General features: G+C 69.6%; 23 protein-coding genes. 11 read left to right on the top strand and 12 right to left on the bottom strand.

Features of this window, described 5'->3' with window-relative positions; translation table 11 throughout:
- Nucleotides 1-3: 3 nt before the first annotated feature.
- The gene (locus G406_RS55425) at nucleotides 4-528 is read right to left on the bottom strand and encodes a copper resistance CopC family protein (RefSeq protein ID WP_156934655.1); all 525 of its coding nucleotides are present in this window, start codon (nucleotides 526-528) and stop codon (nucleotides 4-6) included.
- Between the two features lie 159 nt (nucleotides 529-687).
- Entirely contained in the window at nucleotides 688-1,602 is a 915-nt protein-coding gene (locus G406_RS0103660) for a bifunctional helix-turn-helix transcriptional regulator/GNAT family N-acetyltransferase (RefSeq protein WP_028932753.1), read from the bottom strand.
- Between the two features lie 145 nt (nucleotides 1,603-1,747).
- On the opposite strand from G406_RS0103660, the gene G406_RS0103655 reads away from it, so the two are divergent.
- Nucleotides 1,748-2,878 carry a cytochrome P450 gene (locus tag G406_RS0103655; protein ID WP_245606991.1) on the top strand — a complete coding sequence of 377 codons (1,131 nt, stop codon included), beginning with the start codon at nucleotides 1,748-1,750 and terminating at the stop codon, nucleotides 2,876-2,878.
- Nucleotides 2,878-3,279, top strand: a complete 402-nt coding sequence (locus G406_RS0103650; protein WP_028932751.1) for a pyridoxamine 5'-phosphate oxidase family protein — start codon at nucleotides 2,878-2,880, stop codon at nucleotides 3,277-3,279. Before G406_RS0103655 ends, G406_RS0103650 begins: the two co-directional genes overlap by 1 nt.
- Before the next feature lies 1 nt (nucleotide 3,280).
- Here G406_RS0103650 and G406_RS0103645 read toward each other — a convergent pair whose 3' ends face one another.
- Together G406_RS0103645 and G406_RS0103640 are read right to left on the bottom strand one after the other, a co-directional pair.
- The gene (locus G406_RS0103645) at nucleotides 3,281-4,057 is read right to left on the bottom strand and encodes an NAD(P)H-dependent oxidoreductase (protein ID WP_245606990.1); all 777 of its coding nucleotides are present in this window, start codon (nucleotides 4,055-4,057) and stop codon (nucleotides 3,281-3,283) included.
- A 69-nt stretch (nucleotides 4,058-4,126) separates the two neighbouring features.
- Nucleotides 4,127-4,477 (bottom strand): hypothetical protein, encoded by a 351-nt coding sequence (locus G406_RS0103640; protein WP_028932749.1) that lies wholly within the window; start codon nucleotides 4,475-4,477, stop codon nucleotides 4,127-4,129.
- A 36-nt stretch (nucleotides 4,478-4,513) separates the two neighbouring features.
- Here G406_RS0103640 and G406_RS0103635 point away from each other — a divergent pair, with 36 nt between their 5' ends.
- The 3 genes from G406_RS0103635 to G406_RS0103625 all read left to right on the top strand — a co-directional run bounded on the left by G406_RS0103635 (nucleotide 4,514) and on the right by G406_RS0103625 (nucleotide 7,120).
- Nucleotides 4,514-5,419, top strand: coding sequence for a helix-turn-helix domain-containing protein (locus tag G406_RS0103635; RefSeq protein WP_245606989.1), 906 nt, complete (start codon nucleotides 4,514-4,516; stop codon nucleotides 5,417-5,419).
- Nucleotides 5,420-5,611: a DUF397 domain-containing protein gene (locus G406_RS0103630; RefSeq protein WP_028932747.1), complete on the top strand. Its 192-nt coding sequence runs from the start codon at nucleotides 5,420-5,422 to the stop codon at nucleotides 5,609-5,611. It abuts the gene before it with no gap.
- Between the two features lie 207 nt (nucleotides 5,612-5,818).
- A complete protein-coding gene (locus tag G406_RS0103625) occupies nucleotides 5,819-7,120 on the top strand; it encodes an ABC transporter permease (protein ID WP_169736585.1) in 1,302 nt (433 codons plus the stop codon).
- Between the two features lie 97 nt (nucleotides 7,121-7,217).
- Here the strand turns inward: G406_RS0103625 and tsaD are convergent, their stop codons facing one another.
- Together tsaD and cobN are read right to left on the bottom strand one after the other, a co-directional pair.
- Nucleotides 7,218-8,258 (bottom strand): tRNA (adenosine(37)-N6)-threonylcarbamoyltransferase complex transferase subunit TsaD, encoded by a 1,041-nt coding sequence (gene tsaD / locus G406_RS0103620; RefSeq protein WP_037074745.1) that lies wholly within the window; start codon nucleotides 8,256-8,258, stop codon nucleotides 7,218-7,220.
- A gap of 4 nt (nucleotides 8,259-8,262) precedes the next feature.
- Complete coding sequence (gene cobN / locus G406_RS0103615; protein ID WP_028932744.1) at nucleotides 8,263-11,931, bottom strand: cobaltochelatase subunit CobN; 3,669 nt, start codon at nucleotides 11,929-11,931, stop codon at nucleotides 8,263-8,265.
- Between the two features lie 121 nt (nucleotides 11,932-12,052).
- On the opposite strand from cobN, the gene cobG reads away from it, so the two are divergent.
- Together cobG and G406_RS0103605 are read left to right on the top strand one after the other, a co-directional pair.
- Nucleotides 12,053-13,336 (top strand): precorrin-3B synthase, encoded by a 1,284-nt coding sequence (gene cobG / locus G406_RS0103610; RefSeq protein WP_028932743.1) that lies wholly within the window; start codon nucleotides 12,053-12,055, stop codon nucleotides 13,334-13,336.
- On the top strand, nucleotides 13,329-14,867 hold the full coding sequence (locus tag G406_RS0103605; protein ID WP_245606988.1) for a precorrin-2 C(20)-methyltransferase: 1,539 nt from the start codon (nucleotides 13,329-13,331) through the stop codon (nucleotides 14,865-14,867). Before cobG ends, G406_RS0103605 begins: the two co-directional genes overlap by 8 nt.
- On the opposite strand, the gene G406_RS0103600 is transcribed toward G406_RS0103605, so the two are convergent.
- Entirely contained in the window at nucleotides 14,842-15,729 is an 888-nt protein-coding gene (locus G406_RS0103600; protein WP_028932741.1) for an alpha/beta fold hydrolase, read from the bottom strand. The two genes, G406_RS0103605 and G406_RS0103600, sit on opposite strands and share 26 nt — an antisense overlap.
- Between G406_RS0103600 and G406_RS0103595 the strand changes: the two genes are divergently transcribed.
- The 4 genes from G406_RS0103595 (at nucleotide 15,721) to htpG (ending at nucleotide 19,986) form a co-directional block, all read left to right on the top strand.
- Nucleotides 15,721-16,017, top strand: coding sequence for a hypothetical protein (locus G406_RS0103595; protein WP_156934654.1), 297 nt, complete (start codon nucleotides 15,721-15,723; stop codon nucleotides 16,015-16,017). The two genes, G406_RS0103600 and G406_RS0103595, sit on opposite strands and share 9 nt — an antisense overlap.
- Before the next feature lie 28 nt (nucleotides 16,018-16,045).
- On the top strand, nucleotides 16,046-16,639 hold the full coding sequence (locus G406_RS0103590) for a PadR family transcriptional regulator (protein WP_028932739.1): 594 nt from the start codon (nucleotides 16,046-16,048) through the stop codon (nucleotides 16,637-16,639).
- A gap of 30 nt (nucleotides 16,640-16,669) precedes the next feature.
- The gene (locus tag G406_RS0103585; protein WP_028932738.1) at nucleotides 16,670-18,031 is read left to right on the top strand and encodes an FAD-dependent oxidoreductase; all 1,362 of its coding nucleotides are present in this window, start codon (nucleotides 16,670-16,672) and stop codon (nucleotides 18,029-18,031) included.
- Nucleotides 18,032-18,093: 62 nt separating this feature from the next.
- Nucleotides 18,094-19,986: a molecular chaperone HtpG gene (htpG, locus tag G406_RS0103580; RefSeq protein ID WP_028932737.1), complete on the top strand. Its 1,893-nt coding sequence runs from the start codon at nucleotides 18,094-18,096 to the stop codon at nucleotides 19,984-19,986.
- A 109-nt stretch (nucleotides 19,987-20,095) separates the two neighbouring features.
- Here the strand turns inward: htpG and cobM are convergent, their stop codons facing one another.
- From cobM to G406_RS0103555, 5 genes are read right to left on the bottom strand one after another with little or no spacing between them, the layout of a single operon-like run.
- Complete coding sequence (cobM, locus tag G406_RS0103575; RefSeq protein ID WP_028932736.1) at nucleotides 20,096-20,839, bottom strand: precorrin-4 C(11)-methyltransferase; 744 nt, start codon at nucleotides 20,837-20,839, stop codon at nucleotides 20,096-20,098.
- 34 nt (nucleotides 20,840-20,873) lie between these two features.
- Nucleotides 20,874-21,836 carry an ABC transporter substrate-binding protein gene (locus G406_RS44445; protein ID WP_051341435.1) on the bottom strand — a complete coding sequence of 321 codons (963 nt, stop codon included), beginning with the start codon at nucleotides 21,834-21,836 and terminating at the stop codon, nucleotides 20,874-20,876.
- On the bottom strand, nucleotides 21,833-22,879 hold the full coding sequence (locus G406_RS0103565) for an ABC transporter substrate-binding protein (protein WP_051341432.1): 1,047 nt from the start codon (nucleotides 22,877-22,879) through the stop codon (nucleotides 21,833-21,835). The genes G406_RS44445 and G406_RS0103565 overlap by 4 nt, the downstream gene beginning before the upstream one ends.
- A complete protein-coding gene (locus tag G406_RS0103560) occupies nucleotides 22,876-23,661 on the bottom strand; it encodes an ABC transporter ATP-binding protein (RefSeq protein ID WP_028932734.1) in 786 nt (261 codons plus the stop codon). Before G406_RS0103560 ends, G406_RS0103565 begins: the two co-directional genes overlap by 4 nt.
- Nucleotides 23,658-24,692 carry a FecCD family ABC transporter permease gene (locus tag G406_RS0103555; RefSeq protein ID WP_028932733.1) on the bottom strand — a complete coding sequence of 345 codons (1,035 nt, stop codon included), beginning with the start codon at nucleotides 24,690-24,692 and terminating at the stop codon, nucleotides 23,658-23,660. The genes G406_RS0103560 and G406_RS0103555 overlap by 4 nt, the downstream gene beginning before the upstream one ends.
- Nucleotides 24,693-24,756: the final 64 nt, after the last annotated feature.

The following is a 24,756-nucleotide window of genomic DNA, read 5'->3' as shown; positions in this document are numbered from 1 at the left end:
CGTCTACTGGTTGATGCGCCCCAGCCTGATGCCGAGCATCGTGCCGCCCGCGGTGAGCAGGAGAACCGATGCGATCCACGCCAACGGGAGCCGGCCGGCAACGTTGCTCGGCGGGGCCAGGACGAACTCCATCGTGCCGTGGAACCACAGACCCCGCAGGGAACGCCCCTGATAGTTCACCGCGTACTTGCCTGCCGGACCGAGCGTCCGCAACCCGACACCGACACCCCGGTCGGTCTCGACCGGCTTGTCCTGCTGCCACTGGGTGACGCCGTCCGGGCCGAGCACGGTCACCACGGTTGAGCCGTGCCTGATACGCCACCGGAAATTAAGGATGATCTGGCGCGGCGGCGTCGCTAATGTGGCACTTGCCGGTGGTTCGCTGGTAGTGAGCATGTTGGCCTCGGCCGCATGTGCCGGGCCAGCACACAACAACATCAACACACCGGACAGCAGCACTGCGCCGGCCATGGCCAGCAGCGGGCGCAGCCGCATGCCCAACGAGTACATCCCATTCGTTTCGCGCACGACGGTTCCCTAAGTTCTTCGCGTCGAGCGGTTGTCTTCGCCGCTTCGTGGTGGGGAGCTCAAGCAGGAGCGATTATGATGCACTCTATTGCCGTTCGATAGAGCCAACCTGGCCGGAGTGCCTAGGCCATTCGCGCAAAGAGTGGGTTGAAGGTCAAATCACCCTGGTAGGTGACGCGACCAGTTCTGCGCGGTCAGGGGCATGCCGAAGCCGTCGAAGGGCGACTCGTCGTCCAGGGTGAACCCGGCCCGTTCGTAGATGCGCCGCGCGGCGTGTTGGGTGGACACCGTCCACAGCGTGATCCGCTCGTAGCCGGACCGGCCGGCGAACCGGAGACACTCGCCAACCAGACGTTCCCCGATGCCCATGCCGCGCGCCGCCGGGTCGACCAGCAGCAGGCGCAGCCGAGCCGTCCGATCGTCGTCCTTCATGCAGAAGATCGCGCCGACGCGTCGGCCGTCGACCTCGGCGATCCATCCGGCTTCACGCGGGTCCGAGGGGCGGCTCGCGTACTCGGCGACGATCGTCGCCACGAGCGCCTCGTAGGAGATGCCCCAGCCCTGCTCCCGCGCGTACAGCGCGCCGTTACGCGAGATGACCCATCCGAGATCCCCCGGCTCGGGGGAACGCAGGACGACGGTGTGTGGCGCGGGACGTGTGCCCAGGGCCGACTCGATGGCGGTCATCGCCGAGGTCAGCTCGTCGCACTGGCTCGGGGACAACGGCGCAACGAGCTCCTCGACGGACGCGATCTGGCGCCGTTCCAGGTCGTCGAACGCGGTTCTGCCCTCAGCGGTCAGCCCGATGACCTGGCGGCGGGCGTCGGAGGGCGACTGCGTGCGCCGGACCAGTCCGGCCGACTCGAGCTTGCCCAGGATTCTGCTCAGGTAGCCCGCGTCCAGGTCCAGGAGCCGACGCAGCTCGGCGCCCTCGTGGTCGCGCCCCGCCAGCTCGAACATCAACCGGGCCTCGACGAGTGAGTAGGACGAGCCGACGAGCTTCGCGTGCAGGACCCCGATCACCCGCGTGTAGAAGCGGTTGAACGCGCGGACCCGAGCGACAGTCGTTGACATAGTCAAAGATATTACTGATAGTGTCAAGGTAAATGGAGTGGCGCGGGTCGCACCGGGAACTGGTCGTGCGTTGCCGCCGACTACCTCCGTGATGTCCGAGACAACGTTGACCCTGGTGCAGTTCCTCCGAAACGGTGTGGACCCGGTGCCTGAGTTGGCCCGGCTGCGCGCCGAGCAGCCGGTCAGCCCGTTGGTGATCCCGAACGGGCCCACCACGTGGCTGGTCACCGGCTACCGCGACGTGCGTGCGGTTCTCGGTGACACCGAGAACTTCAGCAACGACCTGGCCAGCCTGTTCGGCGGTCAGTCCGAGGACAGCGACCCGGGAGGGCTGGGTTTCGCCGACCCGCCCAAACACACCCGGTTACGCAGGCTGATCGCGCCGCAGTTCACCGCGAAACGGTTACGCGAGCTGGAGCCCCGGATCGGCGCCGTCGTGGACGGCTGCCTCGACGACATGGCCGCGCTGGGCGAGGGTGGCGAACCGGTCGACCTGGTCGCCGCGTTCGCGCAGCCGGTGCCCGCGCTGGTCATCTGCGAGCTGCTCGGCGTGCCCGCCGACGAGCGGGGCGACTTCCAGCGCATCAGCAACAACCGGTTCGACATCTCCGACGCCGCCCCGTCCAGCGGTCTCGACGCGGTCAAGGAGTCGGTCGAGTACCTGGGTGAGCTGGTGGCCCGCCAGCGCGCGCGGCCCGGCAACGGCCTGCTCGGCCGGATGATCTCCGAACACGGCGACGAGCTGACCGACCGCGAGCTCGCCGGCCTGGCCGACGGCATGCTCACCGGCGGCTACGACACCACGGCCAGCATGCTCGCGCTGGGCACGATGCTGCTGATCGAGGACCCCGCCCTGCGCACCGCGGCCCTCGACCCGGACCGGATCGCTCCGCTGGTGGAGGACCTGCTGCGCTACATCTCGGTCGTCCAGGTCGCCTTCCCCCGGTTCGCCCGCCGTGAGACGTCGATCGGTGGTCAACGCATCGGCGTGGGTGACATGGTCATCTGCTCCCTGTCCGGCGCCAACCGTGACGAGCACCTGGGAACCGGGATGGAACAGGTCGACCCCGGGCGCGCTCCCACCTCGCACCTCGCCTTCGGGCACGGCATCCACCACTGCGTCGGTGCCCAGCTGGCTCGCCGCGAGATGGTGCTCGCCTTCCCGGCCCTGCTGCGTCGCTTCCCGACGCTGCGGCTGGCGACGCCCGCCGCGCAGCTGTCCTACCGTCCGTTCTCGATCGTCTACGGCGTAGGCTCGCTCCCGGTGATCTGGTGATGCGATGGGCCCCGACGGTAGTCACGCCTGAGTTCCGGCAGTTCTGGACCGAGTACCGGGTGTGTGTGCTCAGCACCGTTCGCCCCGACGGCCGGCCACACGCGGTCGCGGTGGGCGCCACCCTGGATTTCGACACCGGCGTCGCCAGAGTGATCACCTTCCGGTCGTCGGTCAAGGTGGCGAACGTGCGCGCGGCCGGAGTGGACGGCGCCCTGGTGTCGGTATCGCAGGTGGACGGCGGGCGCTGGTCCACGGTGTCCGGTGTCGCCCGGGTGCGGGACGACGCCGAGTCGGTCGCCGACGCGGTCGAGCGCTACGCCCGCCGCTACCGCGAACCCCGCCCCAATCCGGAGCGGGTGGCGATCGAGATCGAGGTCCGCGAGGTGCTCGGGCGGCTGTAGCTCAGGCCAGGTAGTGCGCCTGGAGTCCGGTGACGCCCGGCGCCCGGTTCGGCTTGAGTACGAGGTGATCGTCGTAGTCCCCGGAGTTCTGGGTCCGGTAGGGCAGTGGTGTGCTCTGCGGGATCGACAGGATCCGCTGCGTCAGGCGGTCGGCGAGCGAGCTGTAGTCGAGGTCGGAGCCGGTCCCGGTGACGATGAACGGTTCGACGACGTCCATGCCGCTGTACCAGAGAGTGCCGTGCAGCAACGGGAACAGGACCTCGGTGAGATCGCCGTGGATCCCTCGGGGTCCGGTGCTCGCGTCGTTCGCCCCGACGGTGACGACGACCATCGCCCGCTTCCCGTACAAACCGCCGTCGCCGTAGCGACGGGCGCGTCCGGTGCGGGGATCGATCACACCCTGCGCGAAACCCTGCACGAAGATGCGGTCGAACCACCCCTTGAGAATGGCGGGCGGCCCGAACCACCACAGCGGGAACTGGAACACCAGTGTGTCGGCCCAGCGAATCTTCTCCTGCTCGATCCGGATGTCCTCAGCCAGCTCCCCGGCCCGGTAGGCGCGTTCCGACTCGGCGAGAACGTCGAGCCGCTCGGCCGGGTCGTGGCCGAAGTCGGCGGCGTCGACCACCGGGTTCCACCTCATGGCGTACAGGTCGGACTCGCGGTACTCGTGCTCACTGGCGGACAGCAGCTGGATTCCCGCATCGCGCAGCGACCCGTTCAACGACCGGCTTTCCGGATGAGCGTAGATCCACAACACCTTCATGGGCTCGATCATCACAGCATCGATAGCTGCAATCTAGCTAAACATTTTGAACAATATTGTGTAGCTTTAACTTAAAGATTGCTAAGTCTGTCTCCGGACCAGGAGTGCGAACGCGGTGCGCCACACGTGGCACGGCCATTCGTGGGTGCGTCCGAGCCGGTTTCTGCAGGTCGGGCAGCGGTCGGAGTCGAGGGGAAAGTGGCAGGCGAGCAGTTCGCGCAGGCTCGCGGTCGCCCCGCGAAGTTCGCTGGCCAGATAGGTGTCGGTCGCGCGGTCCAGGGCCAGGTCCAGCTCGCGCAGTCGTCGACGGACCTGGCGATGCAGAAGGACGGCCGACGGCTTCAGGTGACGGGGAAGTGCCTCGTCTCGCAGCGCGAGCCGGTTCGTGGCGGCGAGGACGGGTTCGGTCGGCCAGTCATCTCTGTGGTGCACGGGTCCCCCCCCTGGACATGATCGGTATTGTTTCCGATGTCGGACAGAGTATTGCTGGCGATATCGATGGCGATAGGGGAAACGATGGCTCCGGAATCTCCGGTGCTGGCGAGCTGGGAACTCGGGCTTCGGTTGCGTGAGCGTCGGGAAGCCACGGGGCTGACTTCAACGGCCGCGGCGAAGCACGCGCGATGCACCCAGGGCTACGTCTCCGATGTGGAGCGGGGTAAGACCAAGATCGCGCCAGAGAAGCTGGATGCGCTGCTCGCCGCCTACGAGCTGGCTGACGAGGAGGTCGCTGAGCTGCGCGAGCTACGCGCGCGTGCGAACACTCGTGGCTGGTGGCAGGCCTACAGCGGAATCTTCGACCAGACTGTTCTGCGCTACATCGGTTGCGAGCATGGCGCCGAGTCGGTGCAAACACACGAGACGCTTCTGATTCCCGGCCTGTTGCAAACCGAAGCGTATGGGCGGGCACTGTTCCATGGCACGCCGAACTATCGCCTGACCGAGGTGGACCCGCGGATCGAAGCACGGTTGGCGCGGCAGCGCCGGTTGTTCGACGAGGAACCGTTGCATCTCACTGCCGTCGTCAACGAGGGTGCGTTGCGGCAACAGGTCGGTGGCCCTGAGGTGCTCAAGGCGCAACTGAGGCATCTCCTGGAAGTTGCTGAAGAGCGCTCGGGCAACGTGGACATCCGCGTGGTGCCATTCGCGGCCGGCGGCTACGACGGGCTCGGTGCGTCGACCTATCACCTGCTCGATTTCCCTGGCGCAAGGCTGCCGTCCCTGCTCTACCTGGAGAACCTTACGATCATGGAAATTGCGGAACGGCCCGATCTCGTGCGGCAGTACTCTTATGCCCTGCGTGAGGCCCTGGATCTTGCGCTCAGTTCACATGATTCACTGGCGCTGATCAAGCGGGTGGAGACGGAGTTGTAGATGAGCACAGGTGCCACCGAGTGGTTCGTGTCGAGCCACAGCAACAACGGTGGGACCTGTGTGGAGGTGCGGTTCGTTGGAACCTGCGTCCAGATCGCCGACTCCAAGAACCGTGGCCAGGGTCCGGTGATCACGGTGTCGGGCGCCGAGTGGACCTCCTTCCTGGGCTCCGTGCTCGACGAGCGTGTCTAGAGCACCTCGCCTTCACATTCAAATCCTGAGATTTCTCAGAAAGAAAGTTAGCCTGGCCTATGTTTGCGCAACGGCTGGGTTAAGAAGAATTGCCCCTGGATTAACCGATTCCCTGTGGCTATTCTGTGAGGGCTCAAATCGGGCTCAGCCGGGGGGTTGAGCGGTGATGGGGATTTCCCGCGCCGCACGCACGGGAAGGGCACCTCCGTGAGTCTCCAGTCGTCGGGTAGTCATATCTTCTCCACGTTACGCACCGCCTGGTTCCGCTCCCTGCTCGCAGCGTTCGGAATTGTTCTCGGTGTTGCTCTCGTGATCGCTTTGCTCGGTTTCTCGGACAAGGTTTCTGACTCGTATCAGACCAGTCTGGACCCGTTGATGACCTCCATGAGCCTGACGCCGGGCTCGACCAACTCGCCGAAGGCCACTGGTCTCCAGAGTTTGGGCAAAGCGGACTATGAGGCGCTCAAGCAGGGACTGGACCCGAAGCTGGTCTCGAACGTCGTGCCGATCACCAGCGGCACCGCGATGATGCGGTATCAGGGCACACAATTCCGGGCCAGCATCATCGGTTCGACCCCGGACTGGCTGAGCTACAAGTCGACCCCACTCGCGGCCGGTCGGATGTTCACCGAAAGTGAGTACGAGTCCGCCGCACGGGTGGCGGTGATCGGCCCCAGTACGCTGAAGGGGTTGTTCAACAATGACACCGGCAAAGCTCTGGCGTCCCAAATTCAGATCGGCCGGTTGACTTTCCAGGTCATCGGGGTGCTTGCGCACAATGCCACTGGGAATGGTGGTTCGATTGCGGTGGCGCCGCTGTCCGTGGTCCGTTCCAGCCTCCTCGGCGGCACCCGTACGGTCGGCGAGATCGGCATTGTCATGACCAGTAAGGAAGCCGTCGATCCGGTCAACGATCAGGTCAGTGCGATCCTGGACCCGTTGCACACGCCGGCCAAGGCGAGCGGTCTCGAAGAGGACTTCGGGACCAGCACGTACCAGGACTCGAAGGTCGCGGTCGCCGGTCAGCTCGCGCAGGTCCTGTTCTGGACCATCTGGGCCGTGGTCGCGCTCGCGTTGATCATCGGCGCCGCCGGCCTGTCGAACGTCATGATGTCCTCGGTCTCCCGGCGCACTGACGAGATCGGCGTCTGGCGCACGATGGGCTCCCGCAGGCAGACGATCGTGGCGCAGGTGCTCGGCGAGTCGGTGCTGGTCGCCGCCGTGGCCGGTGTGGTCGGCGTGCTGGCCGGCCTGGGTCTGGTGTACACGGCTCAGCAGATGCTGCCGAGCATCGAACCGCAGCTCGGTGTGCCGGAGCTCGCGCCGTCGTTCGTGATCATCGCGTTCGCACTCAGCCTGCTGGTGGGTCTCGTCGCCGGTGTGCATCCGGCGATCCGGGCGGCAGGGTCCGGGGCGGTGGTCCGCCCCGCGGTCCGTCCCGACGTCCGCGAGGAGCGCAAGCCCGCGGGCCAGCTGGCCACACTGCAGAACCACGCCGGCGCGAACTGAGCATTACCACGGTTCACTTCGCAGAGCCTCATGTCGCGTCGCAGATGCCGCAGCGTCTGCGACGCGACATCAAGGTCTGCGAGGTTGCGCGGCTGGCCTAGTTGAGCTGAGCCCGCTGCAGCACCACGCTGGGGCGGGCCGAGACGGACAGGTCGGTCGGCTCGGCACCGGAGCGGACCAGCAGGTCGCCCACGGCGGCGATCATCGCGCCGTTGTCGGTGCACAGCCGTAGCGGCGGGACCCGCAGCGTGATGCCGGCATCGGTGCAGCGCTGTTCGGCCAGCGCCCGCACTCGGCTGTTGGCGGCGACGCCGCCGACCACCACCAGGTCCTGGACACCGTGGCGCCGGCAGGCGAGCAGGGCCTTCGAGGTGAGCACGTCGGCCACGGCCTCCTGGAACGATGCCGCCACGTCCGGCACCGGTACCGGACGGCCGTCGGCCTCGCAGCGCTCCACCCAGCGGGCCACCGCGGTCTTCAGACCGGAGAAGGAGAAGCCCAGCTCGGGATCGCGCCGGCCGGTCAACGGCCGGGGGAAGGCGATCGCGGCCGGGTCACCTTCCCGTGCGGCCTTGTCGATCGAGGGGCCACCGGGGTAGGGCAGGCCGAGGATGCGGGCGACCTTGTCGAACGCCTCGCCGGCCGCGTCGTCGATCGTGTCCGACAGGTGGATGACCTCGTCACGCGCGAGATCACCCACCGACAGCAGCGAGGTGTGCCCACCCGAGATGATCAGCACGACGCTGCGCGGCGGCAGCGCGCCGTGCTCCAGCAGGTCGGCGGCGGCGTGCCCCGCGAGGTGGTGCACGCCGTAGAGCGGCACGCCCCAGGCGCCGGCGTAGGCCTTGGCCGCGGCGACGCCCACGTGCAGCGCGGTCGCCAGGCCGGGGCCGACGGTCACCGCGATCGCGCCGATGTCGCGCGGCTTCGCCCCGGCCTTCGCCATCGCCTCGCGCACGCACGGGACCAGCGAGGACACGTGTGCCCGCGCGGCGATCTCCGGGACCACACCGCCGAACCGGACGTGCTCGTCCATCGACGAGGCCAGGGCGTCGCCGAGCAGCTCGCCGTCTCTGACCAGCCCGACGCCGGTCTCGTCGCACGAGGTCTCGATGCCGAGGACGATCTTGCTGTTCACTGACTCACTCCGTGTTCTCCTCCAGGTCGGCCTCGGTGTCCAGGTAGGCCTGGCGGAGGCCGGCGAGGGTGTCCGGTTCCGGATGTTCCCACAGACCGCGGTCGACGGCTTCGAGCAGGCGCTCGGTGATGCCGTGGCGGGCCCACGGGTTGGATTCCTGCAGGAACTTCGTGGTCTCCGGGTCGAACACGTAGGACTCGGCGAGCTTCTCGTACATCCAGTCTGCGACGACACCGGTGGTGGCGTCGTAGCCGTACAGGTAATCGACCGTCGCGGCCAGCTCGAACGCGCCTTTGTAGCCGTGGCGGCGCATCGCGGCGATCCAGCGCGGGTTGACCACCCGCGCGCGGAACACCCGGGACGTCTCCTCGGACAGCGTGCGCGTGCGGACGGCGTCCGGCCGGGTGCTGTCGCCGATGTAGGCCTGCGGCGCCTTCCCGGTGAGCGCGCGGACCGTGGCGATCATGCCGCCGTGGTACTGGAAGTAGTCGTCGGAGTCGGCGATGTCGTGCTCGCGGGTGTCGACGTTCTTCGCCGCCACCGCGATCCGCCGGTAGGCGCTCTCCATGTCCGGACGGGCGGCGCGGCCGTCCAGGCCCCGGCCGTACGCGAAGCCGCCCCAGGTCGCGTAGACCTCGGCGAGGTCGGCGTCGTCACGCCAGTTGCGGCTCTCCAGCAGCGGCAGGATGCCGGCCCCGTACGCACCCGGCTTCGAACCGAAGATGCGCGTGGTGGCACGGCGTTCGTCACCGTGCTCGGCCAGGTCGGCCTGGGCGTGCGCGCGGACGAAGTTCTGCTCGGCGGGCTCGTCGAGGCCCGCGACCAGGCGCACCGCGTCGTCCAGCAGCGAGACGACGTGCGGGAACGCGTCGCGAAAGAACCCGGAGATGCGCACCGTGACGTCGATGCGGGGCCTGCCCAGCTCGTCCAGCGCGATCGGCTCGATGCCGCTGACCCGCCGGGACGCCTCGTCCCACACCGGCCGCACCCCGAGCAGCGCCAGGATCTCGGCGATGTCGTCGCCGGAGGTACGCATCGCGGAGGTGCCCCACGCGGACAGGCCGACCGAGCTGGGCCAGTCGCCGTGGTCGGTGCGGTACCTGGTCAGCAGCGACTCGGCCATCGCCGAGCCGGTCTCCCAGGCCAGCCTGCTCGGCACGGCCTTCGGGTCGACCGAGTAGAAGTTGCGACCCGTGGGCAGCACGTTGAGCAGCCCGCGCAGCGGTGAGCCGGACGGGCCGGCCGGGATGTAGCCGCCGTCCAGCGCGTGCAGCACGTTGGTCAGCTCGTCGGTCGTGCGCGCGAGCCTCGGGACGACCTCGGTCGCGGCGAACCTCAGGACCGCCTCGACCTGCTCGAGGTCCGGGCCGACGGAATCCCCGACTCGCCCTGATGGAATCCCCGACTCGCGGAGGGTCTCGGGGACCGCGGCCGGGTCCCAGTCCTTGGCCTCCATCGCGGCCACCAGGCCTCGGGCCTGTTCCTCGATCCGGTCCGTGCGGCCGAGGCCCTCGGTGTCGTCCTCCCGGAGGCCGAGCGCCTCGCGCAGGCCGGGCAGGGCACGCTCGCCGCCCCACAGCTGCCTCGCGCGCAGCATGGCCAGCACCAGGTTGACCCGCGCCTCACCGGTCGGCGCGGCGCCCAGGATGTGCAGGCCGTCGCGGATCTGGGCGTCCTTGACCTCGCACAGCCAGCCGTCGACGTGCAGCAGGAAGTCGTCGAACTCCGCGTCGTGCGGACGGTCCGTGACGCCCAGGTCGTGGTCCAGCTTGGCCGCCTGCATGAGCGTCCAGATCTGCTGACGGATCGCCGGCAGCTTCGCCGGGTCCAGCGCGGCGATGTTCGCGTGCTCGTCGAGCAGCTGCTCCAGCCGGGCGATGTCGCCGTAGCTCTCCGCGCGGGCCATCGGCGGGATCAGATGATCGACCAGGGTGGCGTGCACCCGGCGCTTCGCCTGCGTACCCTCGCCAGGGTCGTTGACCAGGAACGGGTAGACCAGCGGCAGGTCGCCGAGCGCCGCGTCCGGCCCGCACGCGGCGGACATGCCGGCGTTCTTACCGGGCAGCCACTCCAGGTTGCCGTGCTTGCCGACGTGCACCATCGCGTCGGCGCCGAACCCACCGGTGCCGGTGGACTGCGCCAGCCAGCGGTACGCGGCCAGGTAGTGGTGGGTGGGCGGGAGGTCGGGGTCGTGGTAGATCGCGATCGGGTTGTCCCCGAAGCCGCGCGGCGGCTGCACCATGACCACGACGTTCCCGGCGCGCAACGCCGCCAGCACGATCTCGCCGCGCTTGTCCCGCGACCGGTCGACGAACAGCTCACCGGGCGGCGGCCCCCAGTGCCGCTGGATGCTTTCTCGCAGCTCGGCGGGCAGGGTGTCGTAGAACGCCTGGTAGTCAGCAGCAGAGATGCGGATCGGGTTGCCGGTGATCTGCTCCTCGGTCAACCAGTCCTGGTCCTGCCCGCCGGCCGCGATCAGTGCGTGCACCAGCGCGTCACCGTCCTGAGCGGCAAGACCGGGCAGCGCATCGGGCCCGTCCTCCGGACCGACGTCGTAGCCGGCCTCGCGCATCGCGGCGAGCAGCCGCACGACGCTGGCCGGGGTGTCCAGCCCGACCGCGTTGCCGATGCGGGAATGCTTGGTCGGGTACGCGGACAGCATCAGCACGATCCGGCGCTCGGCGGCCGGGATGTGCCGCAGCTTCGCGTGCCGCGTGGCGATACCGGCGACCCGGGCGGCGCGCTCCGGATCGGCGACGTACACGGTGAGCCCGTCCGGGTCGATCTCCTTGAACGAGAACGGCACCGTGATCAGCCGTCCGTCGAACTCCGGGATGGCCACCTGCGTCGCGGCGTCGAGCGGCGACAGACCGTCGTCTGACTCCTCCCAGGTGGCCTTGCTGCTGGTCAGGCACAGGCCCTGCAGGATGGGCACGTCCAGCGCCGCCAGCGCGCCGACGTCCCACGCACCGTCGTCACCGCCCGCACTCACCGAGGCCGGGGCCGCGCCGCTCGTGGCGCCACCGGCCGCGAGGACCGTGACGACCAGCGCGTCGACCTGCTTCAGGTCGTCGACGAGCTCGTCGGGCGCGGTGCGCAGCGACGCGCAGAAGATCGGCAGCGGGCGGGCTCCGTGGTCCTCGATCGCGGTGCACAGACCGTCGACGAACGCGGTGTTGCCGGCCAGCTGATGGGCCCGGTAGTACAGAACGCCGACGACGGGTGCGTCCGAGGGCAGCTCACGCGCCGCACGCTCCAGCCGGCCCCAGATCGGGGTCTCCGACGGCGGCGCGAAACCGAAGCCGGTCAGCAACACCGTGTCGGACAGGAACTTCGCCAGCTCGCCCAGGTTCTCCGGCCCGCCCTGCGCCAGATAGCTGTGTGCTTGCGCACACACGCCTCCGGGCACCGTGGAGCATTCCATCAGCTCCGCGTCGGGAGCCTGCTCGCCGCCGACGACCACGACCGGTACCGAACCGGCGAGCAGCGTGTCGAGGCCCTCTTCCCACGCCCTGCGCCCGCCGAGCAGCCGCACCACGACCAGATCGACGCCGTCGACGAGCGCGGGAAGGTCTTCGCTGGTCAGCCGGGCCGGGTTGCCGAGCCGATAGTCACCCTCGCTGGCACGGGCACTGAGCAGGTCGGTGTCGGACGTGGACAGCAGCAGGATCACAGGAGAGCCCTCCGGGCGGCAACGGTGTGTGAGCCCGCTTGTGGCACGGATCGCGTGCACACGGGTCTCATCGGCCACTGTAGGACACCGACCCGACAAATCCGACGTCTACGATCGCTGGGTGGTCTCGTCCGCTGTCGTCTCGAGTGCGCCCCGCGCCGGTGCTGATCGCTGCCCGGGCACGATCGCGGTACATCAGGCGGCGGACGGCGGCCTGGCGCGCATTCGCATCCCTGGCGGCTCGCTGACCAGGGAGTTGCTGGTGTCGCTGGCGAGCTGGGCGCGCGAGCTGGGCAACGGTCGGCTCGAGCTGACCGGCCGGGGCAACGTGCAGCTGCGCGGTCTGCGGACCGGCGCCGAGCTGGAGCTGTCGACCCGGCTCACCGACAACGGGTTGCTGCCTTCGCCCGAGCACGACAAGGCACGCAACATGCTGGCCTCGCCGCTGTCCGGTCTGGACGGGGTGGGCGCGTTGGACGTCCGTCCGCTGCTCAGCGAGCTCGACCGGCGGCTGTGCGCCGAGCCGGAGCTGGCGGAGCTGCCCGGCCGGTTCCTCTTCGCGGTGGACGACGGACGCGGCGACGTGGCCGGTCTCGGCGCGGACGTCGCGGCGCTCGCACTGCCGAACCAGCAGGTCGCACTGCTGCTCGGCGGCCGGGACAGCGGCCTGCGGCTGCCGGTGCACGAAGCCGTCACGGCACTGCTGGAGACGGCCGCCACGTTCCTGCGCCGACGGGCCGACGAACGGGTCTGGCGGCTGCGTGAGCTGCCCGACGGGCCGTTGTCGCTGGTGAGTGAGCTCAGTACCGCGGTGAACGCGTTCACCGGGCCGACGATCAGCGTCCCGGACCGCGACCCGATCGGTCCGGTCGGCCGGATCGCGCAGACCGACGGTCGAGTCGCGCTCGCGGCGACCGTTCCGCTGGGCGAACTGACCCCGGCGCGGTGCCAGGTCATCGCCTCGGTGGCCGAACGGGACGTCGTGGTGACCCCGTGGCGCGGCGTGCTGCTGCCGGACCTGTCCCCGCCCGAGACGGCCGCCGCGATGCGCAGGCTGACCGGCGCGGGCCTGGTGCTCGACTCGGACTCGCCCGCGCTCGGTGTGTCCGCCTGCACCGGACGTCCCGGGTGCGCGAAGGCTGTCGCCGACGTGCGCGCCGACGCCTCGATCGCGGCCGGTCGCGCGGCGGGCACGGCCGTGGAACCGGCCGAAGACGCCCCCGCGCTGGCCGTGCACTGGTCGGGCTGTGAACGACGGTGCGGCCGCCCGGCGGGGCAGGTGGTCGATGTGATCGCCGATCCGGACGGATATCGCGTGGTGCGCGACGGCGCGACCTACTTCAGGGGCGTCGAGCCCGCGTCGGTGCGGGCCGCGGCCGCGAGGGCCAGGTTCAGTGGTGAGTGAGGAGATCAGTGTGGATGTCGGCCGTCTCTGGGGCGTCGGGGTCGGGCCGGGTGATCCCGAGCTGGTCACCGTCAAGACGGCACGGCTGATCGGCGCGGCGGACGTCGTCGCCTATCACTGCGCCCGGCACGGCAGGAGCACCGCGCGGCGCATCGCGGAGCCGTACCTGCGCGGCGACCAGATCGAGGAGCAGCTGGTCTACCCGGTGACGGTCGAGGCCACCGACCATCCCGGCGGTTACCGGGGCGCGCTGGACGACTTCTACGCCGAGGCGGCGGCGCGGCTCGCGCAGCACCTCGACGCGGGACGCGACGTCGTGGTGCTCGCCGAGGGCGACCCGTTCTTCTACGGCTCCTACATGCACCTGCACGAACGTCTGGCGCACCGCTACCCGACGGAGGTGGTGCCCGGTGTCACGTCGATGACCGCCGCGTCCGCCGCGCTGGGCAGGCCCCTGGTGGAGCGCGACGAGGTACTCACGGTGCTGCCCGGCACCCTCGCACCCGAGCAGCTCGCGCAACGGCTGGCGGGCACCGACTCGGCCGCGGTGCTCAAGCTCGGGCGCACCTTCGGCGCCGTCCGCGCCGCCGCCGAGCAGGCGGGTGTGCTCGACCGGCTGCACTACGCGGAGCGCGTCAGCACCGACAGCCAGCGCATCGAGGTGTTCGCCGACGTCGACCCGGACACGGTCCCGTACTTCTCGCTCGCCGTGCTGCCGAGCCCGTTGGCGGCCTCGACGATGAAGCGTGAGTCGTCAGCGGTCGTGTCGTCGGCGCAGGTCGGCGTCGGTGAGGTGGTGGTCGTGGGCCTCGGGCCGGCCGGGCGCCCCTGGCTCACCCCCGAGGTCCAGGAAGCGCTGTCCACGGCGAGCGACCTGGTCGGCTACGGCCCCTACCTGGACCGCGTCCCGGCGAACGCCCGCCAGCGTAAACACCCGTCGGACAACCGGGTGGAGGCCGAGCGCGCCGCGTTCGCGCTGGATCTCGCGCGCGGTGGTGCCCGGGTCGCGGTCGTGTCCTCCGGCGACCCCGGCGTGTTCGCCATGGCGAGCGCCGTGCTGGAGGTGGCCTGCGAACCGAAGTGGAAGGACGTGCCGGTCCGGATCCTGCCCGGTCTGACCGCAGCTCAGGCGGTCGCCAGCAGGGTCGGTGCTCCGCTCGGGCACGACTACTGCGTGCTGTCGCTGTCCGACCGGCTCAAGCCGTGGGAGGTCATCGCCTCCAGACTGTCCGCCGCTGCCGCCGCCGACCTGGTGATCGCGATCTACAACCCGGCGTCGCGCAGCCGGACCTGGCAGGTCGGCGCGGCCCGTGACCTGCTGCTGGACCATCGGTCGCCGGACACCCCGGTCGTGCTCGGCCGCGACGTCGGCGGGACCGGGGAGCGCATCACCGTCGTGCGGCTGGCCGACCTCGATCCCGAGCAGGTCGACATGCGGACGCTGCTGCTCGTCGGATCGTCGCAGACCAGGCTCGTCGAACGCGCCGACGGCGACCGGGTCGTCTTCACCCCTCGGAACTATCCGGGCTGAGGATCGCCTCCGCCACCGCCCCCGGTGCCTCGCGAGGCGGGAAGTGGCCCACCCCGTCGAGCACGATCCGCCGGTAGCCGTTCGGGAACAGGTGCTCCTTGCCCTCGCTGGTCTCCGGCAGGTTGTCCGCGTCGGCACCGCCGTGCACCATGACGGTCGGGCACAGCACGGGCGCCGGGATCGCCAGCTGGTGCTCGATCGCGGCGTAGGCCGGATCGCCAGGGGCCTCGCCCCACCGGTGCAGGTAGGCGTGGATCGTGATCTGCGGCCAGTCGTCGTTGTCCCAGGCGGGCGCGGCGGCGTCGAAGTCGGCCTCGGCGAAGTCCCAGGTCGGTGACCAGCTTCTCCACAGGTAACGGCAGAACGCGCGCCGGTCGTCGTGCATGGCCCTGCGCCCCCGGTCGGTGGCGACGAACCACTCGTACCAGTAGGCGTGGCTCAGCTCCCAGCTCAACGGGGCGTAGGGGTGGTTGGTCGCGTGACCGGCCGAGATGGCGACGATCCTGCGCACCCGGTCCGGGAACAGCGACCCCACCACGTACGCGGCCCGCGCACCCCAGTCGTGGCCGACGAGCACCACGTCCCGAAGGTCGAGCGCGTCCAGGAAGTCGGCGAGGTCCTTGCCCAGCGCGCCGATCTGACCGCTGCGCATCGCGCCGTCCTCCCGGAACCGCGTCTCGCCGAAGCCGCGCAGGTAGGGCCGGAAGACCTGGTAGCCGGCGGCGTGCAGCTCCGGCAGCACACCGTCCCAACAGTGCGGATCGTCCGGCCAGCCGTGTGCCGCGACCAGGGGTTTCCCGTCCGAAGGGCCGCTGGTCAGGTAGGCGATGTCGAGGTCGGGGGTGGAGACCGTATGGCTCACGTCACCACCTTGACAGGTGACGCAACAGCGGTCAAGCGATCAGCTGGTGGTCCTGTCCACTACGGCCTGGATCGGGCTGGACGGGTGCTCCTCCGGTTCTCGTTCGCCGGCCGCCGGTCGGGTACGCGGGCTGCGCCCGGCAGCTTTCAAGCCAAGATCACCACGGTCGGGTGGCTGTTCCAGGCGCCGAAAATCAGCCACTACACCGTGGTGATCATGAAAACCGGCCGCCGCCCGGCCAGTTACGCCTACCGTGAGCGTTCAGGCAAGCAGGCGACTGTTGAATAGTGTCTGGGACACTAGTAGTATCGACACTATGCAGCGATCCGGTCTTGCCGTGGGCGTGCTCGCCCTGCTCCTGGAAGAGCCCATGCATCCCTACCGGATGCAGCGGCTCATCAAGGAACGCGGCAAGGAGCTGGTCATCAACGTCGGCCAGCGCTCACAGCTGTACAAGACCATCGACCGGTTGCGGGCCGAGGGCCTGATCGACGTCGCCGACGTCGAGCGGGACGCCGCGCGACCCGAACGCACCGTCTACTCCGTCACCGAGGCCGGGCGCCGGATCCTGATCGAGTGGACGGTCGAGATGGTGGCCACGCCGAGACGGGACTTCCCGGACTTTGCCGCGGGGCTGGCCTACCTCGCGGTGCTCGACAAGGACAGTGCGGTCGCCGCACTGGAGACCAGACTGACCACGGTCAGTGACGAACTCGCCGGCCTCGAACGGGAGACCGACGCGGTCAGCGATGTCCTGCCGCGAATCGTGCTGATCGAGAGCGAATATCTGATCGCCCGGCTGCGGACCGATCGGGACTGGATTCAGTCACTGATCGACGACATCCGGAACGGGCGCCTGAACTGGGATACGAACGAGCTCATCGAGCTGGCTCGGCAAATGGGACATTAATTGTGGATGAATTCGGGACAGGGGACACCCATGCCTTTTTCAGCTGAACGCCCGGTGCTGATCATCGGCGCCGGCACCGGTGGACTCGCTCTGGCGCACGGGCTGCGCGGCGCCGGGATCCCGGTACAGGTCTTCGAACGCGACCGGCACCGGACCGGCGGCCTGCAGGGTTACCGGGTGGGCATCTCGCCGAACGGGGTCCGTTCGTTGCGCGCCTGCCTGCCGGCGACGCTCTTCGACACGTTCGTCGCCACGACCGCGCGCGACTACCGGGCCTTCACCATGTGCACCGAGCGGTTCGCCCCGCTGATCACATTCAGCAGCGAGCACCTCATGCCGACCGACGACGTGATCAAGGACTACTCGGTCAGCCGGATGACCCTGCGCCAGGTGCTGTTGTCCGGCCTGGACGACGTCGTGGCTTTCGACAAGCGGTTCGTCCGCTACGACGACCACGGCGACCGCGTCACCGCGTTCTTCGAGGACGGCTCCAGCGTGACCGGCGCGCTGCTGGTCGGCGCGGACGGCGCCAACTCGCGCATCCGCAAGCAGTACCTGCCGCATGCCACCCAGACCGAGACCGGGATGATCGCGATCGGCGGCAAACAGGCGTTGACCGACGAGGTGCGCGACATGCTGCCACCGGGCGCCCGCAACGCGATGTCGATGTTCTTCGACACCCGCGGCCAGCTGGGCATCCTGCATCCGATGGAGTTCCCGTGGCGGGCGGACCGGCAGCTCAAGGACGGCATCGGCGACACCGACGCCGAGCTGATCCGGCAGTGGCCGGGGCTGCTGTTCGACAACACCGTCGACTACGTCTCCTGGGGTGTGGTGGTTCCGCGCGACCTCGCCCCTGCCGGGGTGCTGTCGATGGACGGCTCACAGCTGCAGGAGGTGGTCGTGCGCGACGTGATGGCGGGCTGGCACCCGACCCTGCTGAAGCTGGCCGAGGGCTCCGACCCGACCACCACGTTCGCGCTCGGCATCCGCACGTCCGATCCGCTCGACCCGTGGCGCCCCAGCCGGGTCACGCTGCTCGGTGACGCGATCCACACGATGACGCCGGGCCGGGGTGCGGGCGCGAACACCGCGCTGCGCGACGCGGCGCTGATCCGCGACAAGCTCGTCGAGGTCCGCGATGCCGGGGCGGACCTGCTCGCCGCGATCGGCGACTACGAGCAGCGCATGCGGACCTACAGTGCGGTCGCGGTCCGGGAGTCGCTGGAGTTCATGGACGACGACGGCCGCGCTCGCCGGCCGATCATCGGGCCGCTGTCGCGGTTCGGCATGCGCACCGCGCTGCGCATCACCGACCGGGTGCCACCGTTGAAGCGCCGGTTGGCCATGACCATGCAGCGCGTGCGGGACAGCGAGCTGGAGCCGGCCTGATCCGTCGGTCCCGGTCGGTACGATGTGGGCAGTTCCCGTAGGGCCCGTTCGAAAGGACAACCGTGACCGCGTCGGTCGAAACGCACGAGTTCCAGTCCGAGGCACGTCAGCTGTTGCAGCTGATGATTCACTCGATCTACTCGAACAAGGACATCTTTCTGCGCGAGCTCGTCTCCAATGCGTCCGACGCATTGGACAAGTTGCGGCTGGAAACATATCGGGACAAAGAGCTCCAGGCGGACACGAGCGATCTGCACATCGAGATCCTGATCGACTCCGAGGCCCGCACGCTCACCGTGCGTGACAACGGCATCGGCATGAGCCGCGACGACGTGGTGAACCTGCTCGGCACGATCGCCAAGTCCGGCACCGCCGAGTTTCTGCGCAAGCTCAAGGAGTCGCAGGACTCGGCGGCGTCCCGCGACCTCATCGGGCAGTTCGGCGTCGGCTTCTACTCCAGCTTCATGGTCGCCGACAAGGTCACCGTGCTGACCCGCAGGGCCGGCACTGACGAGGGCGTGCGCTGGGAGTCCACCGGCGAGGGCACCTACACGATCGAGCCCGCCACCGACGTCGCTGACGGCACCTCGGTGATCCTGTACCTCAAGCCGGCCGACGCCGAGGACCACCTGTTCGACTACGCGGCGCCGTCGAAGATCCGGGAGATCGTCAAGCGCTACTCCGACTTCATCACCTGGCCGGTCCGCATGCTCGGCGAGGCGAGCGGCGACGAGGCTCCGGCGTTCGAGACGGTCAACTCGATGAAGGCGCTGTGGGCACGCGCCAAGGACGAGGTCACCGACGACGAGTACCACGAGTTCTACAAGCACATCAGCCACGACTGGAACAACCCGGCCGAGACGATCCGGGTGCAGGCCGAGGGCACGTTCGAGTACCAGGCGCTGCTGTTCCTGCCCTCGCAGGCGCCGCTCGACCTGTTCATGCGTGAGCGCAAGCGCGGTGTACAGCTCTACGTGCGGCGGGTGTTCATCATGGACGACTGCGACGCGCTGATGCCGGAGTACCTGCGTTTCGTCAAGGGTGTCGTCGACGCGCAGGACCTGTCGCTCAACATGTCCCGGGAGATCCTGCAGCAGGACCGGCAGATTCAGCTGATCCGCAAACGCCTCGTCAAGCGAGTGTTGTCGACCGTCAAGACGATGATGACCGACAACGAGGAGCGCTACGCGACGTTCTGGAAGGAGTTCGGGCGTGCGGTCAAGGAAGGCCTGCTCGACGACTTCGACAACCGCGAGGCGATCCTGGAGATCTGTTCGTTCGACTCGACCCACGAGCCCGAGAAGCCGACCACGCTGCGGCAGTACGTGGAGCGGATGAAGGACGGGCAGGAGCACATCTACTACCTGACCGGGGAGTCGCGGCAGAGTATCGAACGGTCGCCGCACCTGGAGGCGTTCCAGGCCAAGGGCTACGAGGTCCTGGTGCTGACCGACCCGATCGACGAGATGTGGGTCGACTCGGTCAACGGGTTCGACGGGAAGCAGTTCCAGTCGATCGCCAAGGGCCAGGTCGACCTGGAGACCGAGGAGGAGCGCAAGACCGCCGAGGAACAGCGCGAGGGCTTCGCCGACCTGCTGACCTGGATGACCGGCACGCTCAGCGAGAGCGTCAAGGAGGTGCGGCTGTCCTCGCGGCTGACCACCTCACCCGCGTGCATCGTCGGCGACGAACACGACCTGACACCCACGCTGGAGAAGATGTACCGCGCGATGGGTCAGGAGCTGCCGCCGATCAAGCGCATCCTGGAGCTGAACCCGACGCACCCGCTGGTCACCGGCCTGCGCACCGCCCAGTCCGAGCGCAAGGACGATGCGGACCTGGCCGAGTCGGTGGAACTGCTCTACGGCATGGCACTGCTGGCCGAGGGTGGCGAGCTGACGGACCCGGCCCGCTTCAACACGCTCCTGGCAACCCGCCTGGAGAAGACCCTGTAGCCCGCGCGCCAGTCCCCTCGCGGCGACTGTGCACACCTACGTGCTGCGTCGCACATGTCCGGACATGTGCGACGCAGCACGAACACGTGCAAAGCTCTCAGGGAAGCGGTCAGGCTGTGCGGTCGCGGGCCGCCGAGTACAGGTGGCTGTCGCAGCCGGCTACCGCGAGCACCCGCCCCACGATGATCACCGCGGTGCGGCGGACGTCCGCCGCACGCACCTGGTCGGCGATGTCGGCGAGGGTTCCGCGCAGGACCAGCTCGTTGTCCCGGCTCGCGTGCGCGACGACCGCGACCGGGCAGTCCGTTCCGTAGTTGTCCACCAGCTCGGCGACCACGGCGTCGATCCGCTGGACGGCCAGGTGCAGCACCATCGTCGCGCCGGACGCACCGAGTGTCGCCAGGTCCTCGCCGGGCGGCATCGGCGTCGCGCGCGCCGACGTGCGGGTGAGGACGATGCTCTGGCCGACTCCGGGAACGGTCAGCTCCTGGCGCAGGCTCGCCGCCGCCGCCGCGAACGCCGGCACGCCCGGGGTGATGTCGTAGGGCACGCCCGCCGCGTCGAGCCGGCGGGTCTGTTCGGCGACCGCGCTGAACACCGACGGATCGCCGGAGCACAACCTCGCCACGTCGTGTCCGTCGTGGTGTGCGCCGACCAGTTCGTCGACGATCTGGTCGAGCGTGAGGTCCCGGGTGTCGACCAGCCGCGCGTGCGGCGGGCACACCGCCAGCAGCTCGGCAGGCACGAGGCTGCCCGCGTACAGGCATACCGGTGCCGAGGCCAGCAGGTCGCGGCCACGGACGGTGATCAGGTCGGCTGCGCCGGGGCCGGCGCCGATGAAGTGCACGGTCACGCTGTCATCCTCACCCGAGCATCACCCGGCCCGCTCACCGCGGTAGCACCGCGTGCAGCTCCTCGGCCGCGTCGATGTTGAGCACACCGCTGGTCCACAGCACGTACGGCATCGTGACCAGGCGGTTCTCCCGCACCGCGCGCAACGTGCGCAGCCTCGGGTCCGCCCGCAGGTACTGCTCCTTCGCCGCGACCGGCCGGTCGGGCCGGTCCAGCAGCACGATGACATCGGGGTCGCGGCCGATGACCCGCTCCCAGCTGCCGGTCAGCCAGGAGGTGTCCGCGTCGGCGAAGATGTTCTGCCCGCCGGCCGCGTCGATGATCCCCTGTACCGAGCCGAAGTGACCGCCGGTGACCGGGGCATCGGTGCCGAGGTTGTAGACGAAGATGCTCGGCGCCGGGCCGGGCAGCCGATCCGCCCGGAGCGCGTCGAGCCTGCGGTCCAGATCGCCGACGACCTGGGTGGCCTGCTCGCGTCGTTCCAGTACGGCGCCCAGATTCTGAACGTCCGTGCGGACCGCGACCCACGGGTCCATCGTGCCGCGTTTGCCGCCCTCGGACCGCAGACAGCTGTCCGACCGCACATAACCGGCGACACCGTGGCGCGCCAGCCGCGCCGGCGTGATGCCCTTCGACTCGCTGTAGCCGCCGCCCCACCCGGCGAACATCATCGTCGGCCTGCTGGCCAGCACGTTCTCCAGCGAGGACGGATACGTGGGCGCCACCTCGCGCAGCCGGTCGACCCGTTCGCCGAGCCGTCGGCGCAGCTCGGTCCGGTCCGGGGTCAGGCTGCTGACCGCCACGATCCGATCGTCCGCGCCGAGTGCGAGGACCGTGGCGATCATGCTGCCGTCGTTGACGAACAGTCTTGGTCGCACCGGGAACGCGGCCGGTGCGCCGCAGTTCGTGACGGTGACGGACTCGCCCCGCGGCGGAGCGGGAGCCTGCGCACACCCGGTGAGCAGGACACACAGCAGTACGAGCGCCGAACGGATCACTGGTCCAGCCGGTCGGCGAACCGGGGCCGGATACCGGACGGCGGGGCGAGCCCCCAGCCCTCCAGCGCCACCCGCAGCTGCTCGGCGGCGTCGATGTTGAGAGGACCGGACGTCCACATCGAGTACGACAGGTTCAGGAACCGGCCCTCCGTGACGGCCGGCAGGTCCTTGATGCCGTCCCGGGAACGCAGGATCGCCACCTTCTCGGCGAAGGTCTGCGGCGGGTAGTCGACGAACGCGAACGCGTCCGGCTTGCTCGCCACGACTCTCTCCCAGGACACCTTCGCCCAGGTGTCCGCCACGTCGGTCGCCGCGTTCCGGGCGCCCGCCGCGGTGATGATCGCCTCGGGGCCGCCGAAGCGTCCGCTGGTCAGCAGGCTGTCGGTACCGCTGTCGAACAGGAACACGGTGATCGGTTTCGGCGGTGCCGGCGCGTCGTGCAAGGCCTGGCGGCGGCGGTCGATGTCGGCGTTCAGCTCGGCGGCGCGCTGCTGGCGGCCGGTGATCTCACCGAGGTTCGTCAGGTCCTCGCGCACCGCGGTCCACGGCTCGACGATGCCGCGCGCACCTTCGCCGGGGCGTTGCCGGCAGCTCTCGGTGAGGATGTACGGCGCGATGCCGGCCGCGCGCAGCGAGTCCGGGGTCAGGCCGGTGGTCTCGTCGTAGCCGTAGTGCCAGCCGGCGACCATCACGTCCGGCCGGTTGGCCAGCACCGTCTCGCGGGCGGGCCTGCGGGGCGCGGCGATCTTCAGCTGGTCCAGGGCCGGGCCGTAGTGGCGGCGCAGCATCGGGGCGTCGGCCTCCAGGCTGGAGATCGCGGCGACCTGGTCGGCCGCGCCGAGCGCGAGCACCGTGGAGATCATGTTGCCGTCGTTGACGAACAGCCGTTTCGCCGGTGACGGGAACTTCGACGGCACGCCGCAGTTGGTGATCGTGACGGTGTGCCCGTCGGCCGCCGGTGCCGCCGGTTGCGGTGTCGCGCAACCGGCGACCGTGGCCGCAGTGCAGGTCAGGGCGGTCAGAGCGAGGGCCCGACGTCTCACGTGTACTCCTGGGGACGGGTGCTGAACAACAGGTGGGTCTCGCCGGTGAACGGATGCACCACGGGTACCGCCTCGACGCCGAACACCTCGAGGACCGCGTCCGGGCACAGGGCCTCCGCCGGTGGCGCGGCGGGCCGGGCCTTGCCGTCGTGCAGCACCATCAGCCGGTCGCACGCGCTGGCCGCGAGGTTCAGGTCGTGCATCGCGACGATGACGGTGCGGCCGAGTCCTCGGATCAGCTCCAGCAGCGCGAGCTGGTGCCGCACGTCGAGATGGTTGGTGGGTTCGTCCAGCATCAGCACCGGGGCCTCCTGCGCGAGACCACGAGCGATCAGTACCCGGCGACGCTCGCCGCCGGAGAGCTGGTCCACCGGCCGGTCGATCGCGTCGAGCAGGTCGACCTGGAGCAACGCCCGGCGCACCGCGTGCAGCTCACCGGCCTCCGGGCCGGCCCACGGCGCCTGGTGCGGGACCCTGCCCAGCGCGACCAGCTCACCGACCCTCAGCTCGGCGGGCAGCTCCTGCTCCTGGCCGACCAGCGCGATCCGTCGCGCCCGCTGCCGCGCCGGCAGCTGGTCCAGTGGGGTGCCGTCCAGCAGCACCCGGCCCTCGGCGGGCGTCCGGATACCGGCCAGCACCCGCAGCAACGTCGACTTGCCGGACCCGTTCGGCCCGATGATCCCGACCGTCTCACCCGTCTCGACCTCCAGGTGCACACCTTCCAGCACGGTGCGGCGCCCGATCGTGGCCGTCACGCCCTCGGCGCTCAGCCGCGGGCTCATGCGCCACCGCTGTAGCGGTACCGGCGACGGCCCATCAGCAACAGGAACACCGGTGCCCCGATCAGGCCGGTGACGACGCTCAACGGAATCTCCAACGGTCGCACCGCGACGCGAGCCGCGACATCCACCCAGATCATGAACAGCCCACCGCACACGGCGGCGATCGGCAGCACCCTGCGGTGGCGGGCGCCGACCAGCAGACGTGCCATGTGCGGCAGGATCAGCCCGACGAACCCGACGCTGCCCGCGACCGCGACGACGACCCCGACGAGCGCCGCGAACACCACGAACAGCGAGTTGCGCAGCGCGGTGACCGGGATGCCGAGCGACGCGGCGGTGTCCGGGCCCGCCGCCAGCGCATCCAGCCAGCCGCTGCCCGCGAGCAGCAGCAGACCGAGCACCCCCACGGTGATCGCGGGCAGCGGCAGTCGGCTCCACTCGGCGCCGGACAGGCTGCCGAGCAGCCAGAACAGCACCGACTCCGCCGCCTGGTTGTTGACGCTGCGGAACACCAGGTAGCTGGCGATCGCGGAGAACGCCGCGCCGAGGACCGTGCCGGTCAGCACCAGGCGCAGCGGGGTAAGGCCGCCCTGGCTGATCGCCACCGCGAACACCAGTAGCGCGGCGACGAGTGCGCCGAGCAGCGCGCCACCGGTCAGCGCCCAGAGCCCGGCGCCGGCGAACAGGCCCGAGGTGATCACCGCGACCGCGCCGACGCTCGCGCCGGAGGACACCCCGAGCAGGTAGGGGTCGGCGAGTGGGTTGCGCACCAGGGTCTGGATTCCGGCGCCCGCGACGGCGAGGCCGGCGCCGACGACGATCGCCAGCAGCGTGCGGGGGAGTCGGAGGTCCCAGACGATCGTGTCGTACACCGCGTCGGTCGGGCCGCCCAGCAGCCTGGCCCGCAGCACGTCCCACACGATCGACGGCGCGAGCTGTTCGGCGCCGAAACCGGTGGACAGCACCACGCTCGCCGCGAGTGCCGCGATCAGAACGAGTAGGACCACCGAGGTGCGCGCGGAGCGCCGCACCGGGTCAGCGCGCCGTAGGGAAAGGCGTCGGGTGCTGGCACATCATGGCGGGACCTCCTCGGGC

This window comes from Actinospineispora spinosispora DSM 44797 (genome assembly GCF_000429025.1).
Classification (GTDB): domain Bacteria; phylum Actinomycetota; class Actinomycetes; order Mycobacteriales; family Pseudonocardiaceae; genus Pseudonocardia; species Pseudonocardia spinosispora.
This window is presented reverse-complemented; position numbering and strand designations above follow the sequence as displayed.

What these genes read in the sequence shown, in the direction of transcription:
- G406_RS0103630 (WP_028932747.1), top strand. Translation starts at nt 5,420, where the DNA reads ATGAGCACAGGTGCCACCGAGTGGTTCGTGTCGAGCCACAGCAACAAC.
- G406_RS0103660 (WP_028932753.1), bottom strand. Translation starts at nt 1,602, where the DNA reads ATGTCAACGACTGTCGCTCGGGTCCGCGCGTTCAACCGCTTCTACACG.
- G406_RS0103560 (WP_028932734.1), bottom strand. Translation starts at nt 23,661, where the DNA reads ATGAGCCCGCGGCTGAGCGCCGAGGGCGTGACGGCCACGATCGGGCGC.
- G406_RS0103635 (WP_245606989.1), top strand. Translation starts at nt 4,514, where the DNA reads ATGTCGGACAGAGTATTGCTGGCGATATCGATGGCGATAGGGGAAACG.
- G406_RS0103650 (WP_028932751.1), top strand. Translation starts at nt 2,878, where the DNA reads ATGCGATGGGCCCCGACGGTAGTCACGCCTGAGTTCCGGCAGTTCTGG.
- G406_RS0103590 (WP_028932739.1), top strand. Translation starts at nt 16,046, where the DNA reads ATGCAGCGATCCGGTCTTGCCGTGGGCGTGCTCGCCCTGCTCCTGGAA.
- G406_RS0103585 (WP_028932738.1), top strand. Translation starts at nt 16,670, where the DNA reads ATGCCTTTTTCAGCTGAACGCCCGGTGCTGATCATCGGCGCCGGCACC.
- G406_RS0103645 (WP_245606990.1), bottom strand. Translation starts at nt 4,057, where the DNA reads ATGATCGAGCCCATGAAGGTGTTGTGGATCTACGCTCATCCGGAAAGC.
- G406_RS0103595 (WP_156934654.1), top strand. Translation starts at nt 15,721, where the DNA reads ATGGCTCACGTCACCACCTTGACAGGTGACGCAACAGCGGTCAAGCGA.